The organism is Mesorhizobium sp. M1428 (assembly GCF_040317515.1).
Taxonomy (GTDB): domain Bacteria; phylum Pseudomonadota; class Alphaproteobacteria; order Rhizobiales; family Rhizobiaceae; genus Mesorhizobium.
This window is the reverse complement of record NZ_JAMYKT010000031.1, coordinates 12,714-26,223: the sequence shown is the minus strand read 5'-3', so window position 1 is coordinate 26,223 and position 13,510 is coordinate 12,714. Positions and strand designations below refer to the sequence as shown.

Annotated in this window: 13 protein-coding genes, 1 tRNA gene and 1 pseudogene; 7 read left to right on the top strand and 8 right to left on the bottom strand. The window is 62.6% G+C overall.

Annotated elements, in window-relative coordinates:
* The first annotated feature begins 21 nt into the window (after positions 1–21).
* A complete protein-coding gene (locus NKG60_RS28125; RefSeq protein ID WP_352458330.1) occupies positions 22–228 on the top strand; it encodes a DUF1737 domain-containing protein in 207 nt (68 codons plus the stop codon).
* A 97-nt stretch (positions 229–325) separates the two neighbouring features.
* On the opposite strand, the gene NKG60_RS28120 is transcribed toward NKG60_RS28125, so the two are convergent.
* Together NKG60_RS28120 and NKG60_RS28115 are read right to left on the bottom strand one after the other, a co-directional pair.
* Positions 326–748, bottom strand: a complete 423-nt coding sequence (locus tag NKG60_RS28120; RefSeq protein WP_023721935.1) for a metallopeptidase family protein — start codon at positions 746–748, stop codon at positions 326–328.
* 161 nt (positions 749–909) lie between these two features.
* The gene (locus tag NKG60_RS28115; RefSeq protein WP_352976129.1) at positions 910–1,692 is read right to left on the bottom strand and encodes a hypothetical protein; all 783 of its coding nucleotides are present in this window, start codon (positions 1,690–1,692) and stop codon (positions 910–912) included.
* Between NKG60_RS28115 and NKG60_RS28110 the strand changes: the two genes are divergently transcribed.
* Positions 1,691–1,855 (top strand): hypothetical protein, encoded by a 165-nt coding sequence (locus NKG60_RS28110; RefSeq protein WP_352976127.1) that lies wholly within the window; start codon positions 1,691–1,693, stop codon positions 1,853–1,855. The two genes, NKG60_RS28115 and NKG60_RS28110, sit on opposite strands and share 2 nt — an antisense overlap.
* Positions 1,856–2,251: 396 nt before the next feature.
* Here NKG60_RS28110 and NKG60_RS28105 read toward each other — a convergent pair whose 3' ends face one another.
* The gene (locus NKG60_RS28105) at positions 2,252–3,211 is read right to left on the bottom strand and encodes an IS1595 family transposase (RefSeq protein ID WP_352976126.1); all 960 of its coding nucleotides are present in this window, start codon (positions 3,209–3,211) and stop codon (positions 2,252–2,254) included.
* A gap of 156 nt (positions 3,212–3,367) precedes the next feature.
* Between NKG60_RS28105 and NKG60_RS28100 the strand changes: the two genes are divergently transcribed.
* From NKG60_RS28100 to NKG60_RS28090, 3 genes are read left to right on the top strand one after another with little or no spacing between them, the layout of a single operon-like run.
* Positions 3,368–4,450: an ImuA family protein gene (locus tag NKG60_RS28100; protein ID WP_352669072.1), complete on the top strand. Its 1,083-nt coding sequence runs from the start codon at positions 3,368–3,370 to the stop codon at positions 4,448–4,450.
* On the top strand, positions 4,383–5,861 hold the full coding sequence (locus NKG60_RS28095; RefSeq protein WP_352669074.1) for a DUF6504 family protein: 1,479 nt from the start codon (positions 4,383–4,385) through the stop codon (positions 5,859–5,861). The genes NKG60_RS28100 and NKG60_RS28095 overlap by 68 nt, the downstream gene beginning before the upstream one ends.
* Complete coding sequence (locus tag NKG60_RS28090; RefSeq protein WP_352669077.1) at positions 5,858–9,166, top strand: error-prone DNA polymerase; 3,309 nt, start codon at positions 5,858–5,860, stop codon at positions 9,164–9,166. The genes NKG60_RS28095 and NKG60_RS28090 overlap by 4 nt, the downstream gene beginning before the upstream one ends.
* 42 nt (positions 9,167–9,208) lie before the next feature.
* Here the strand turns inward: NKG60_RS28090 and NKG60_RS28085 are convergent, their stop codons facing one another.
* The 4 genes from NKG60_RS28085 to NKG60_RS28070 all read right to left on the bottom strand — a co-directional run bounded on the left by NKG60_RS28085 (position 9,209) and on the right by NKG60_RS28070 (position 12,063).
* The gene (locus NKG60_RS28085) at positions 9,209–9,448 is read right to left on the bottom strand and encodes a Trm112 family protein (RefSeq protein ID WP_023675986.1); all 240 of its coding nucleotides are present in this window, start codon (positions 9,446–9,448) and stop codon (positions 9,209–9,211) included.
* Between the two features lie 204 nt (positions 9,449–9,652).
* Entirely contained in the window at positions 9,653–10,324 is a 672-nt protein-coding gene (locus NKG60_RS28080; protein WP_352669079.1) for an LON peptidase substrate-binding domain-containing protein, read from the bottom strand.
* 163 nt (positions 10,325–10,487) lie between these two features.
* A complete protein-coding gene (gene trxA, locus NKG60_RS28075; protein WP_352669081.1) occupies positions 10,488–11,480 on the bottom strand; it encodes a thioredoxin in 993 nt (330 codons plus the stop codon).
* Between the two features lie 85 nt (positions 11,481–11,565).
* Positions 11,566–12,063, bottom strand: coding sequence for a prolyl-tRNA synthetase associated domain-containing protein (locus NKG60_RS28070; protein ID WP_352669083.1), 498 nt, complete (start codon positions 12,061–12,063; stop codon positions 11,566–11,568).
* A 232-nt stretch (positions 12,064–12,295) separates the two neighbouring features.
* Here NKG60_RS28070 and NKG60_RS28065 point away from each other — a divergent pair.
* Positions 12,296–12,370 (top strand) — tRNA-Gly (locus NKG60_RS28065).
* 213 nt (positions 12,371–12,583) lie between these two features.
* Positions 12,584–12,739 (top strand): annotated as a pseudogene (locus NKG60_RS32335) (GMP synthase (glutamine-hydrolyzing)); the annotation flags it as partial.
* Positions 12,740–12,885: 146 nt separating this feature from the next.
* Here the strand turns inward: NKG60_RS32335 and NKG60_RS32330 are convergent.
* Positions 12,886–13,377 (bottom strand): GFA family protein, encoded by a 492-nt coding sequence (locus NKG60_RS32330; RefSeq protein WP_502912340.1) that lies wholly within the window; start codon positions 13,375–13,377, stop codon positions 12,886–12,888.
* Between the last annotated feature and the right edge of the window lie 133 nt (positions 13,378–13,510).

Below are 13,510 nucleotides of genomic sequence, written 5' to 3'. Positions count from 1 at the left end.
AACTGACGACAGGATTGAAGAATGAAACTCTACCGCTTTCTGTCCGGCCCGGACGATGCCAGCTTCTGCCACAAGGTGACGGCGGCGCTGAACAAGGGCTGGCACCTGTTCGGCTCGCCGACCTATGCCTATGACAAGGAGGCCAAGACCATGCGCTGCGGTCAGGCGGTGGTGAAGGACATCGAGGGCCAGGAATACGGCCCCGACACCAAGCTCAGCGACTGGTAGGGAGGTTCGCTGAAGCGCTCGTCCTTCGTCATCCTAAGGCGAAGCAGTCGCGAAGCGACGTCGCGGAGTACCCTAGGATGACGAGGAGCGGGGTCGCTCACTCCGCTGCCTCCTCGATCTTCTCCATATCGTCATCCGACAGGCCGAAATGGTGGCCGATCTCGTGGATCAGCACGTGGGTGACGATGTCGCCCAGCGTTTCCTCGTTCTCGGCCCAGTAGTCGAGGATGGCGCGGCGATAGAGCGTGATGCGGTTCGGCCCCTCGCCGGTCTGCGGGTTCCAGCGCTCGGCGATGCCGCGCCCCTCGAACAGGCCGAGCAGGTCGAAGGGCGTTTCCAGCGAAAGGTCGTCCATGATCTCGTCGGTCGGGAATTCGGCGATCTGGATGACGATCTCGCCGGTCAGCTTGCGAAACTCCTCCGGCAGATGGGCATAGGCCTCCAGCGCCAGGAGCTCGATTTCCTCCATCGTTGGCGAAAGCTGGTCGTGCCAGATGCGTGTTTGGTAGATGCGAGCCATGCTTTGTCCTTTGATCCCGGCATATAGGCTTTCGGGCCGGACTCGGCAAATGATCGGACTGGAGGGCCCGTGTCATGCGCCACTACAGGAATAAATTCCCAATTATATACTTGAGAAAGTAAGGGAATATGCCCTATGATTCGAACCGACAGGCCGGCACGCTAGGGAGCCCGCTCGCGGAGAATGCGGGCGGTCTCTGCTTTTATACCGCTAACGATGCGCTCGACTTCGGTCGCCATCGCAAGGAGTGTTCCAATGATCTCTTTGCCGCGCAGAGTTTCAATGTCGCCGAAAGCTACATGCGAGGTGATATCCACTTGGTAGTTCACTATCGATCCGATGCCAACACGGAGGAATTCGACCTCGTTTGTCGTAGGGTGCCAACGGCTGTAGCCAAACCTAAGGCCTCCAATGATGTGGAAGCCATTCATCGAGGCGTCTCCCGCTATCGTGGCGGCCCCGACTGGGATGATTACGCGATGCGTATTGGGGTTCCGTATTTTGTTGAGGGACCACAGCAGCGCATTGCCAGTCTCGTGTGGGTTGAGCGAAGCCAGGAAAGGACGGATTTCAGGAGGATTTCCCCTCAGTCGTTTTCCGTGCAATTCACCAGTTACGCCATTAGCGTCTTTAGCGAAGGGGAACCCGGTATCACTGGGATTGACGTTGCCAGAAATCGCGACGGCGCTCGCGAAGACGGCATGATCGAGCGCATCGCGAAGGTTGCCTGTCGCGTCTTTGACGACTGCGCTGATCTTGGCGGGGAGCTTCGCGGAAAGCCTGAGCTTATGGATCTCCTCCCTTTTTTCAAAATCTACATCGATGACTTTGGTGTATGGTGTCGCCTCGAAAAAGGCGCGACACCGATCCTCGGCATCTTTGATGTGGTCCCGTGCATGGTCGATCAGCGCGCTAGGACTGTCGAATAGCGAGTCAAGTTCCATGCCCGGCAAAACCTCCAAAGATAACGAAGCCCAGTTCAACGAGACGCTAAAGCGGATGCTGAAGACGCCGCCGAAGCCACATCAAGCCAGTCCCAAGCCCAAAGACGAAAATAAATCCCCAAAATCAGAACAGACCGGGGACGAAACGATTTGCAAAAACTAGCGAATTGAGACACGATTCAGCTTCTAAAAAAGACCCCGCCGAAGCGGGGCCAGTTGGCACTTGGGAGGTTTCCGCCTTAGTAGGACGGATAACTCCTGCAATGCTCGCGGACGAACTCAAGTCGTCCAAAACGTACACGCACGTAGAAGGTGACGTGTACGGCCTTCGGCCATGAACATGCGACCATGTTCGTGTCCTCCGCCGGGATGGTCCCCGGTTAACCGGAACGCGGGATAGCGCCCCGCCCGTTCAGGGCGCGTCCCGTGGCCGGTCTGGAGTTAGACCGAATCAGACATTAGTTGATTCGAATACGCGCGACGACTCCTACAAGCCGTCATTCCCCGTTTTCACAGGGGCTTCTTCTTTCGCTTTCGGAGTAGCTTGCGGGCTTTTTGTTTAAGCGTGCGAGCTTTCACCAATCCGCCGATAGGTAAGGCGCTTACCCTCGATCTTGGCGAGCAGCTGGTCATGACGTTCCGTATCCGAAACGTTCAATGCAGTGCGGCGGTTATACCGGAAATCGAACTCGGCAAGGTAGCGGTGAAGATGAGCTTCGCCGCAATGCTGATACGTTCCGACCATGCCGCGCTTGAAGACGGAGAACACGCTTTCGATAGTGTTCGTATGCACGTCGCCGCGAGCGTATTCGCCGGCGGAATGCTTCACGGTATCGTGCTTGGAGAACTCGCGGCCAGTAACTGGATAGAGGGCGCTTTCGTCGGTGTAGAGGGTCGATTGACGGTCGGCGTTGCGGACTAGGATATCGCGCACGGCGACCTTGGTAGCGTGCTGGACATGGAACATGCGAGCCTTGCCGCCACGCTCGACCAGACCAATGACGGCGTTCTTCATGGGCTTCTTGCGCTTTAGATACGGACGGCCTTTGCGCTCCGGCGAAACGTAGCCATCTTCGCGGCGTCCATAATACGTTTCGTCGGCTTCCACGGTCTTGCCTTCGCCGCCGAGCGGGCCAGATGACTGAACGTCTTCGTTCATTGCCTCGCGAATGCGGTGCGCCATGAACCAGGCGGTCTTGTAGGTAACGCCAAGCATGCGGTGCAGTTGGTGAGCGCTCATGCCCTTCTTTGACGAAGCCATGAGGAACGTCGCCAGAAGCCACTTGTTCAAGGCGATCTTGGAACGCTCGAATACGGTGCCGACAGTGACCGTGAACTGCTCGCGGCATTCCATGCAATTGTACAGGCCGGGACGATGCGCCTTGCCTTCCATCTTGGTGATGCGATCGGGATTGGCGTTGCCGCAATGCGGGCAGTTAGGACCATACGGCCAGCGCTGCGCTTCCAAATGGATGCGGGCGGCGTCGGCGTCTTGGAAGATCGGGCTGTCGAGGCGCATTGGGCTAACTCCTTGGAATCATTTATCCCAAGTGGCGCTTACTTTGTCACGTATATAATTGGGAATAAATTCCCCATGACTCCGCTTGACTCTTCGGGCTGCCTCTGGAATCTATAGGAACATAACAGGAACAATTGTGAGTGGAAGCTGACCGTCATGGCGACAAGCGCCGTGGCGCGGGAGACTGTTTTTGCCCTGCGCCGCCAGATCGCGAAGATCGAAGGGACCTTGCCCGAACGCCTGGAGGCGCCGGCCGGTTCGTCGTTTGACGCGGATGTCCCTCGTCAGAGTCCGGCACCCTCTCGGCATCCGGCACCCGCTCGGAATCTGACCATTGTCCGCCGCGGCCTCGCCGTGGCGCCGCCCGATGCGTTTTTGCGCACCGGCGCCGAGCGCCTCGATGCTGCGCTGAGCGGCGGCCTGCCGAAGGCGGCGCTGAGCGAGTTTCATGGCGCCGCGACCCGCGATGCCGGGGCCGTCGCCGGTTTTGCCTTGTCGCTCGTCAGCCTGATCCTCAGCCAGGGGCCGCGACTGCCGGTGCTGTGGATCGGCACATCCGAGGTTTTCCGTGAGGCCGGCTTTCCCTATGCCAGGGGGCTTCACGCCTTCTTCGGCATCGAGCCGGAGCAATTGCTGTTTTCCGAGGCGCCAAGGCTGCTCGATGCGCTGTGGATCGCCGAGGAGGCTGCCCGGATGACGGCGCTGGCCGCTGTCATCCTCGAAATCCGCGGCAGCCCGCAGCGGCTTGACCTCACCGCGACGCGGCGGCTGCACGCCCGGGCGCAGAGTGCGGGCCGACCGCTGTTCCTGCTGCGCCAGGCCGGCGAGCCCGAGCCGACGGCAGCGCCGGTCCGCCTCGTCCTGTCGCCGGCACCGGCGGCAGCGCGCCAGACGATTGCCGGCCCGCTCGCCGGCTCGATCGGCCGGCCCGCCTTCACCGTCACCATCGGCAAGAGCCGCACTGCCTTGCCCGGAAAATTCACACTGGAGTGGAACCCCGATGAACGCATATTCGAAGAAAGACGGGGCGAGGAAAGAAGGTCTCAGGAATGGACCCCAGAACGGCCAAAGAATCCTGTCCCTGTGGTTTCCGCATCTCGCCGCCGAGAGGATCCTGCGGCAGCGTCTGGGGCGGTCCTGGCGTTCCCGGCCGTCGGATCACCTGCCGCTGGTGGTCAGCCATCGCCAAGGGAACACCCAGCGCATCGCCGCCCTCGACGAGCGGGGCGAGGCGCTTAATCTGAAGCGCGGCATGGGCATAGCCGATGCGCGCGCCATGCATCCCTCGATCGACATCGTGGAGGCCGATCCGGAGGCCGACCGGCGCCTGCTCGAAGGCCTCGCCGACTGGTGCGACCGCTATACCCCGCTGGTGGCGCTCGACGGGACCGACGGCCTCTATCTCGACGTCACCGGCTGCACCCATCTTTTCGGCGGCGAACGCTCGATGCTGGACGATATCCTGTCGCGTTTTTTCCATCAGGGCTTCGATGTCCGCGCCGGGCTTGCCGCCACGCCTGGTGCTGCCTGGGCGGCGGCGCGGTTTGCCGGCGACCGCATCGTTCCCGATGGCGAGGAGGAAGCGCTTCTCGCGCCCTTGCCGCTGGCGGCGCTGCGCATCGGCCCGGAGGTCCGCGCCAGCCTCGAAAGCGTCGGCCTGCGCACGGCGGGCGCCGTCATGGCAGCACCGCGCGCGCCGCTGGCCCGCCGCTTCGGCGCATCGCTGCTCTTGCGCCTCGACCAGGCGCTTGGCCGCCTCGAGGAGGCCGTGTCGCCGCGCCTGCCGGTGGCACCGCTTTCGGTCGAGCGTCACCTTGCCGAACCGATCATGCTGACCGAGGACATCGAGCGGCTGACAGGCATGCTGGCGACCACCTTGAAGAGCGACCTCGAGCGTCGCGGCGAGGGCGCAAGGCGGCTGGCGCTGCTGCTCTTCCGCGTCGATGGCGGCGTCAGCCGCATCGCCGTCGGCACCTCGCGGCCTCTGCGCGAGCCGCGGCTGATCCAGAAATTGTTCCACGAAAGGCTTGCCGCGCTCGAACAGGACATCGACGCCGGCTATGGCTTCGATCTCGTGCGCCTTTCGGTGCTGACTGTCGCCGCCTTCGACATGCAGCAGGCCGACCTTGCCGGCGAGACGAACGACGACGGTGCCGATATCGCGCTTTTTGCCGACCGCATTCGCGCCCGGCTCGGCGAAGGCGCGGTCTTGAAGCCGGTCGCCGTCGAGAGCCATTTGCCGGAGCGCGCCGTCGCCACCCTTCCCTTTACGGAGGCGCCGCAGAGAAGCTCGCCGCCGAAGCAGCCCGACAAGGCGAAGGACGCTCCCTCGACCGTCTTCCAGCCGGAACGGCCGATCCGGCTTTTCCGTTCGCCCGAGCCGATCGAGGTGCCGGCCACCGAAATGCCGGAAGGCCCGCCTTTGAACTTCCGCTGGCGGCGCGCGCTCTACCGGGTCGCGCGCGCTGAAGGGCCGGAGCGCATCGCGCCTGAATGGTGGCGAGGGGCGGCGGGACGAGAAGATGAGCCAACCCGGGATTATTTCCGCATCGAGGATGCCGATGGCCGCCGTTACTGGCTCTATCGCCAGGGCCTCTACGGCGCCTCGCAGCCTTCGCCGCGCTGGTTCATGCATGGGATCTTCGCATGAATGCGCTGACGGCCATCCCCTATGCCGAATTCGGCATCCAGTCGAACTTCTCGTTCTTGCGCGGCGCCTCGAAACCGGAGGAGCTGGTGGTCGCGGCAAAATTCCTGGGGTTTTCGGCGATCGGTCTCGCCGACCGCAACACGGTGGCGGGCGTGGTGCGCGCCTGGCAACAGGCCAAGGTGGAGGGTGTTTCCTATCATCCCGGCTGCCGCCTGGTTTTTTGCGACGGCACGCCGGACATCCTCGCCTATCCGCAAGACCGCAAGGGCTGGGGTCATCTCTGCCGCATGCTGACGCAGGCCAATCTGCGTGACGAAAACGAAAAAGGGGCAACGCTCCTCAAACAGAGCGATCTTCTCGAATGGGGCGATCTCCTGTCGCTGGCCATCCTGCCGGATCTATCGGCGGATGCGGAAACCAGCCTCGCACTGCTTAGCCGGCTCAAGGATCGCTTCGGCGAAAACCTGCGGCTGGCGGTTTCGCCGGATTACCGCGGCAACGACCGCTTCCGGATCGAGCAGGCGGCGGCGATGGCCGAGCTGGCCGGCATCCCGTTGATGGCGACCAACGATGTTCTCTACCATACGGCGGAACGGCGCCCGCTGCAGGACGTGCTGACGGCGATCCGCCTCAATGTGCCCGTCGCCGAGGTGGGGCTGGAGTTGGCGGCCAATGCCGAGCGTCACTTAAAGCCGCCGGTGGAGATGGCACGGCTTTTCCGCAGGCATCCGCAAGCGCTGGCGGAAACGCTGCGTTTTGCCGGCGAGCTGACCTTCTCGCTCAGTGACCTGCAATACAATTATCCCGACGAGCCGACGGAATCGGGTCTCGGGCCGCAGGCCGAGCTGGAAAGGCTGGCCAAGGAGGGAGCCGCCATCCGCTACCCCTCGGGCGTACCCGCTTTTGTGACGCAGCGCATCGAGGAGGAACTCGCTCTGATCGAACGCCTGAACTACGCGCGCTATTTCCTGACCGTCCACGACATCGTCAAATTCGCCCGCAGCCAGAACATTCTCTGCCAGGGGCGCGGCTCCGCCGCCAACTCGATCGTCTGCTTCTGCATTGGCATCACCGAAGTCGGCCCGGACAAGATCGACACGCTTTTCGAGCGCTTCATTTCCGAGGAAAGAAACGAACCGCCCGACATCGACGTCGATTTCGAGCATGAAAAGCGCGAGGAGGTCATCCAGTACATCTATTCCAAATACAGCACCAAGCGTACCGCGCTGGCCGCCGCCGTCGTCAGCTACCGGGGCCGCTCGGCGATGCGCGAAGTGGCCAAGGCGATGGGCCTGTCGGACGACGTCCGGGGCGCACTGTCCAGCTCGATCTGGGGCTGGTCGACCTCGGAGCTCGGCGAAAAGGAGACAAAGGCCGGCGGCCTCGATCAGACCGATCCATCGACAAGTCATGTGATCGAATGCGCCAACGAGATCATGGGCTTTCCCCGTCATTTGTCGCAGCATGTCGGTGGTTTCGTCATCACCAGGGACCGGCTCGACGAGATCGTGCCCATCGTCAAGACGGCGATGGACGAGCGCAAGATGGTCGAGTGGGACAAGGACGACCTCGACGCGGTGAAAATCCTTAAAGTGGACGTACTGGCGCTCGGCATGCTGACCTGCCTGCAGCGCGCCTTCACCCTGCTCCGGGAGCATTATCCGCAAGCGCGGGACGCGTACGGCCGGCCCTATGTGTTGGCCACTCTGCCGGCCGAGGACAAACATGTCTACGACATGATCTGCCGCGCCGATACGATCGGCGTCTTCCAGATCGAATCGCGCGCGCAGATGTCGATGCTGCCGCGGCTCAAGCCGAAAAGCTTCTACGACCTCGTCATCGAGGTGGCGATCGTGCGGCCCGGCCCCATCCAGGGCGACATGGTCCACCCCTATCTGCGCCGGCGGCAAGGCAAGGAAAAACCCGAATATCCCAAGCCGGAACTGGAAAAAATACTCGGCAGGACGCTGGGCGTGCCGCTGTTCCAGGAGCAGGCGATGAAGATCGCCATCGTCGCCGGCGGCTTCAGGCCGGGCGAGGCCGATGAACTGCGCCGCGCCATGGCGACGTTCAAGCGCACCGGCACGATCGGCAATTACCGCAAGAGAATGGTCGACGGCATGGTCGCCAAGGGCTACGAAAAAGACTTCGCCGAGCGCTGCTTCAAGCAGATCGAGGGTTTTGGCGAATACGGCTTTCCCGAAAGCCACGCCGCCTCCTTCGCCCTGCTGGTCTATGCCTCCTGCTGGTTCAAGACCTTCTATCCCGACGTGTTCTGCGCCGCGATCCTGAATTCCCAGCCAATGGGGTTTTACCAGCCGGCCCAGCTTGTCCGCGACGCGCATGACCACGGCGTCGAGATCCGCGAGGTCGACGTCAATTTTTCCGGCTGGGACTGCGCCTTGGAGCAATCGCCTTTCGATCCGGATCGTATCCTTGACCGCCATGCCCAGATGCGCGGCGTCATCCGGACCAGCCATGCCGTCCGGCTTGGCTTTCGCCAGGTCAAGGGCCTGTCGAAGGAGCGCATGGAAGCGTTTGTGTCGAGGCGCGGCGCCGGCTATGCATCCGTGCGCGACGTCTGGCTGCGCTCGGGCCTCAACGTCGACGAGATCGAAAAACTGGCGCAGGCCGACGCTTTCCGCTCGCTTGGATTGAACCGGCGCGACGCTCTATGGGCGGTCCGCGCGCTCGACGGCAAGAGTGCCGCCGAAAAGCTGCCGCTGTTCGACCAGCCGGCGATCCGCTTGCGCGATCTCGAGCCAGAGACCAGGCTCCCGACAATGCCGCTCGGCGAGCACGTCGTCCACGATTACCGCTCGCTCGGCCTGTCGCTGAAGGCGCACCCGGTCGCCTTCCTGCGTCAAAGGCTGGATCGGTCCGGCGTTACGCCCAATGCGCGCCTCGGCCAGGTGCGGGACGGCCGGCGCGTTTCGGTCGCCGGCCTTGTCCTGGTGCGGCAGCGGCCGGGCAATGGCAAGGCGATTTTCCTGACGCTGGAGGACGAGAATGCGGTCGCCAACATCATTTTCTGGGAAAGGACCTTCAACCGCTTCCGCCCCATCGTCATGGGCGCGCGTCTCATCCGCGTCACCGGCAAACTGCAATCGGAATCGGACGTCATCCATATCGTCGCCGAGAAGGTCGAGGATCTGACGCCGTGGCTGTCGGTTCTGCTGGAAGAGGCAAAGCCTGCGGACAGACTGTCGAGCCGTGCAGACGAGGTTCGGCCCGATAGCATCGCGCAAACGGAATTATTGGGAAAGGCAGAGAAGGTCATGCCCAAAGGGCGCAATTTTCAATAGAGGCGCGAAAGATCGCAACGGAGCGGTTCTGAACCGCAGCACTCAGGGCGTTCCACCCAGGCGCGGCGGCGGCGGCATGGCATCGTCTATGGTGATGACACGCGCCTCCGATGGCAGCATGATCGGAATGCCGTCCCGCACCGGATAGGCAAGCTTTGCCACCCGCGAGATAAGCTCGCCGCGCTCCGGATCCCAGGCAAGCGGCCCCTTGGTCAGCGGGCAGGCCAAGAGTTCCAGCAGCTTGGGGTCGACAGTCCTGTTCCCGTCACGTCCATCCGCCATCCGATCCATCCTTCCACAAGGCGACCGCTTCAGGTTTTTGCGCGCGGCCCACCTTCTCCCCTCGCGGGAGAAGGTGACCGAGCGAAGCTCGGTCGGATGAGGGGTGTTCCAGCTTGGCACCGGCGGCACTCCGTCCAGCACCCCCCAACCGTCTCGGCGCTGCGCGCCGATCCACCTTCTCCCACAAGGGGAGAAGGCAAGAGCCTACTGCAAACTCGAACCGAAATCCTCATTGTCGCGCGCCAGCGCCATTTCGGTGATGGCGATCAGCGTCTCGGCGCGTGTCTTCAGATCGGCCGCTTCGAGCAGCGCCTGTTTCTCGGCCGGCCCGTAGGGCGCCATCATCGACAGTGCGTTGACCAGCATGGCGTTTTCGGCGCGGCTGACGCTTTCCCAGTCGGCCTCCAGATCGTTGGCCTGCAGATAGGCGCGAAACGCTTTGAGCAGCGCCGGCCGGTCGATCTCGGCGTCTGCCTGCTCCTCGTCGAGATCGGCGAGAAAAGGTGTCAGCCGGCACTGGCGGAACGGTGTTTTGACCGTGAGCTCCTGGACAATGCGGAACCGGCACACGCCCTGCAGCGAAATCAGGTAACGGCCGTCGCCGCTCTCGGACAGCGCAATGATACGCCCGGCACAGCCGACATTGCAGAGCTCCGGCTCGCCGTCTGAACGCAGCGCACCGTCGAGGCTGGGCTGGATCATGCCGATCAGCCGCGGCCCGGCGATCGCTTCGTCGACCATCTGCAGATAGCGCGGCTCGAAGATGTTGAGCGGCATGCGGCCTCCAGGCAGCAGCAATGCGCCCTCGAGCGGAAAGATCGGCATGGTCGACGGTAAGTCCGCAGCGAGTCGGTAATGTGCGTTTCCCGCCTGCACCTCAATCCTCCGATCGCTTTGTCAGGAAGCGCACCAAATCCGTCTCCTCCCGGCCGGCACAAGGCGCAACACTGGAAACCCGAAATCGAACGCCGTCCGAAAACCTAATCTGGCGCAGCCGCGGCCCACCGCAAGCCCGCGCGACAAAACAGTCTGCGCCGGCTCAGGAAAACAGCAGCGAGGACAATTTGCGCCGTGCCGACAGCGTTGCTTCGTCGGTCATGCCCCATGCCTCGAAGAGCTGCAGCAACTGGGTTCTGGCGCCGTCGTCGTTCCACGAGCGGTCGGCCTTGATGATCGCCAGCAGATTGTCGGCCGCCGCCATGCGATCACCCTTGGCGTTCTGGATCATGGCAAGCTCGAACCGTGCCTGGTGATCCCCGGGATTTTCGGCCAGCCGCCGTTCCAGTTCCGCCGGATTGCCCAGTGCCGCGGCTTGCGCGGCGAGCGCCATCTTGGCCCGCAGCGCGGCGAGCTGGGGCGCATCCTTCTTTGCTTCCGGCGCCCGCGCCAGCACCGCCTCGGCACCTTCGGCATCGCCGGCCTCGAACAGCAGGTCGCCCAAGCCGGCGATCGCCTCGATCGTCTCCGGCGCCTGTTCCAGGATGGCATCGTAAATGTCGGCCGCTGTCTGCACGTCACCGGCGTCGCGCGCTTCGGCGGCCGCGGCCAGCGCCTCGGCCACTTGCGGCGCGCCACCGTTCTTGCCGCCAACCTTCTGGATGAATTGCGTGATCTGGCTCTCGGGAATGGCGCCCATGAAGCCGTCGACCGGCTGGCCGTCCTTGAAGGCAATGACCGCCGGTATCGACTGGATGCCAAGCTGGCCCGCGATCGATGGATGGTCGTCGATATTCATCTTGACCAGCTTGACCTTGCCGCCGGCGGCCTTCACCGCCTTCTCCAGCAGCGGCGTCAATTGCTTGCAGGGGCCGCACCACGGCGCCCAGAAATCGACCAGCACCGGCTGGCGACGCGATTCCTGGATGACGTCGGCGGCAAATCCAGCGGTCGTTGTGTCCTTGATGACGTCGGCCGGCGCCTCCGCAAGTGCGACCTTCTCACGCGCGGCATCGGTGCCGCCATATTGCACGGTGGTGGCATACTGGCCGCCATTGCTGCCAAACGGGCCGCCAAAGGGGTTGCTATCGCTCATCTCGTCGCCTTTCGGTCGCGCCGCCGGCCAAGGGACGGGCGCAACATCCTTCTTTAGAACCCGGTTTCAGTCACCCATGTGGCGATCATGCCGAGACTTTCAAGATAACAGCATCATGTCCGGTTGCCTCGACGAATTTGACCAGGTCCGCGGCAGCGATGGAAGTCGTCGCTTCGTTGGTCAGCGGGTGGGCATTGACCACCGCATGGCTCATCAGCTCCTCGTCCAAAACGACCTTGACCCTTCGCTCGGTGTCGTTGATCAGCCCGAACACCGTGACCGCGCCCGGGGCGACGCCGAGAAGCTCCATCAGCATCTCCGGCCGGCCGAAGGACACGCGGCCGGCAGCGCCGATCAGATGGTGGATCTGCTTGAGATCGACCACCGCCTCCTCGTCGACGCTGACCAGGAAGAAATTGTCCTTCTTGTCCTTGAGGAACAGGTTCTTGGTGTGGCCACCGGCAATCTCGCCGCGCAGCGCCTGCGAATCGGCGACCGTGAACAGCGGCGGATGGCGCCGGGTCGATACCTCGATCCCGAGTCCTGAGAGAAAGGCGAAAAGTTCGGCTTCGGTCTTCGGCATCGGTCTTTCTTCTGATGGCCCGCTTTCAACGGCTTGTTCGGCTAACGCCGTTTACGGCCAATGATGCCGCCGAGACAAGCCCGTCGCGCAAGGCGGGGGTGATTGCCTTGCGACGTCTCGCGGCAGGGCTTGTCCGCATTGCCGGCGAAGCAAAAAGCCTGCGAATTCCCTGTTGCAATCGCCGCGCTCTTCAGCCATATAAGCGCGGCTTGCGGCCCAAAAAGCCGCGCGAGCGGGTGTAGCTCAGGGGTAGAGCACAACCTTGCCAAGGTTGGGGTCGAGCGTTCGAATCGCTTCACCCGCTCCAGTTTCCTTGAAGGGAATCAAGCGATTAAGAGGCGCCTTTCGGGGCGCCTTTTGCTTACATGGCGTTGCAAACCGGCATTGTAGGCTCGTTGCAAGCGCGCAAAAAGCGGGAATAGCGGCGGCCTTTACCCTCCACGATCAAACTCCAGAAACGAGTGACGTATGGGTTGGGTACTTCACTTTCGAGCGTCTCAGCCAAGCTTCTAAACCATGATGTGCCTTGGCGGTGGCAAGCCGGAGCATTGACGCAGTAGAGGGCACGTTCGAACCGCCCGGCCAGCGCCACCAAGGTATCAACGAGGTGCGCGGCATCAACCGCGTCGTCTACGACGTGACGAGCAAACCGCCGGGCACCATCGAGTGGGAGTGAAGGGGAGTAACATTGGATGCCACGGGATATTGCGGCGTACTACGGCGAACGTTTGTCATCGATCGTCTTCGACAGATTCGAAACCCACCCACGATCAGTTCTCGGGGCCGAAAATGCGGCGACCTTCTTGATCAGGCGAGTCCGGTCTATCGACCTAGCAACATCGCCACGCGCGATGCCAGAAGCTTAACGACTAACCCCCGGGGATAGCCCCGGTGGCTCGGCACGTCGTCGGGAAGGACATCGCTGTCCGGCTTGAACTTCGCGCAAAGCCGTAATTGCAGTGGCGGGAGTTCTCCGTGAAACCGCGCTCTGTATGCCGAGACCCAGTGCGGGCCTCTATCGAAGTTCATGAACATCGCCGAATAGCAGCACGTGGCGACAACCCTATTCGTAACCGATGTCTCCTTAAGCTTGTAGCTCCTGAGCAATTCGGCCCCCTTGGAGCACTCGATGCGGTCCTTTCGATAGAGGATGTATGCGGTGCCGCCATCGGGATCGCGTATGGCGTCAGCACCCGGCAAAGATTCGATCTGATCAGCTCCCTTCTGGCAGTCGTCGCAGTAGCAGACGCTGCTCACGATCGGCCTGCCAAACGCTTTGAGTTCGACGCCGCCGCAAGAGCAAGTTGCGGTCATGATAGGTGCGTGCGTCATCTGCTGGTGATCATAATGCGATTGTCCTCGCTGTCCCGATGCCGCCCGGTTCTGCCGTCAAAACCGTCCACTCTGAGACTTCCGGCGGCAATTCTCGACAGCTGCGCCAAGCCTC

What these genes read in the sequence shown, in the direction of transcription:
- NKG60_RS28085 (WP_023675986.1), bottom strand. Translation starts at nt 9,448, where the DNA reads ATGGCGGATGGACGTGACGGGAACAGGACTGTCGACCCCAAGCTGCTG.
- NKG60_RS28110 (WP_352976127.1), top strand. Translation starts at nt 1,691, where the DNA reads ATGCCCGGCAAAACCTCCAAAGATAACGAAGCCCAGTTCAACGAGACG.
- NKG60_RS28120 (WP_023721935.1), bottom strand. Translation starts at nt 748, where the DNA reads ATGGCTCGCATCTACCAAACACGCATCTGGCACGACCAGCTTTCGCCA.
- NKG60_RS28105 (WP_352976126.1), bottom strand. Translation starts at nt 3,211, where the DNA reads ATGCGCCTCGACAGCCCGATCTTCCAAGACGCCGACGCCGCCCGCATC.
- NKG60_RS28070 (WP_352669083.1), bottom strand. Translation starts at nt 12,063, where the DNA reads ATGCCGAAGACCGAAGCCGAACTTTTCGCCTTTCTCTCAGGACTCGGG.
- NKG60_RS28125 (WP_352458330.1), top strand. Translation starts at nt 22, where the DNA reads ATGAAACTCTACCGCTTTCTGTCCGGCCCGGACGATGCCAGCTTCTGC.
- trxA (WP_352669081.1), bottom strand. Translation starts at nt 11,480, where the DNA reads ATGAGCGATAGCAACCCCTTTGGCGGCCCGTTTGGCAGCAATGGCGGC.
- NKG60_RS28100 (WP_352669072.1), top strand. Translation starts at nt 3,368, where the DNA reads ATGGCGACAAGCGCCGTGGCGCGGGAGACTGTTTTTGCCCTGCGCCGC.
- NKG60_RS32330 (WP_502912340.1), bottom strand. Translation starts at nt 13,377, where the DNA reads ATGACCGCAACTTGCTCTTGCGGCGGCGTCGAACTCAAAGCGTTTGGC.
- NKG60_RS28090 (WP_352669077.1), top strand. Translation starts at nt 5,858, where the DNA reads ATGAATGCGCTGACGGCCATCCCCTATGCCGAATTCGGCATCCAGTCG.
- NKG60_RS28115 (WP_352976129.1), bottom strand. Translation starts at nt 1,692, where the DNA reads ATGGAACTTGACTCGCTATTCGACAGTCCTAGCGCGCTGATCGACCAT.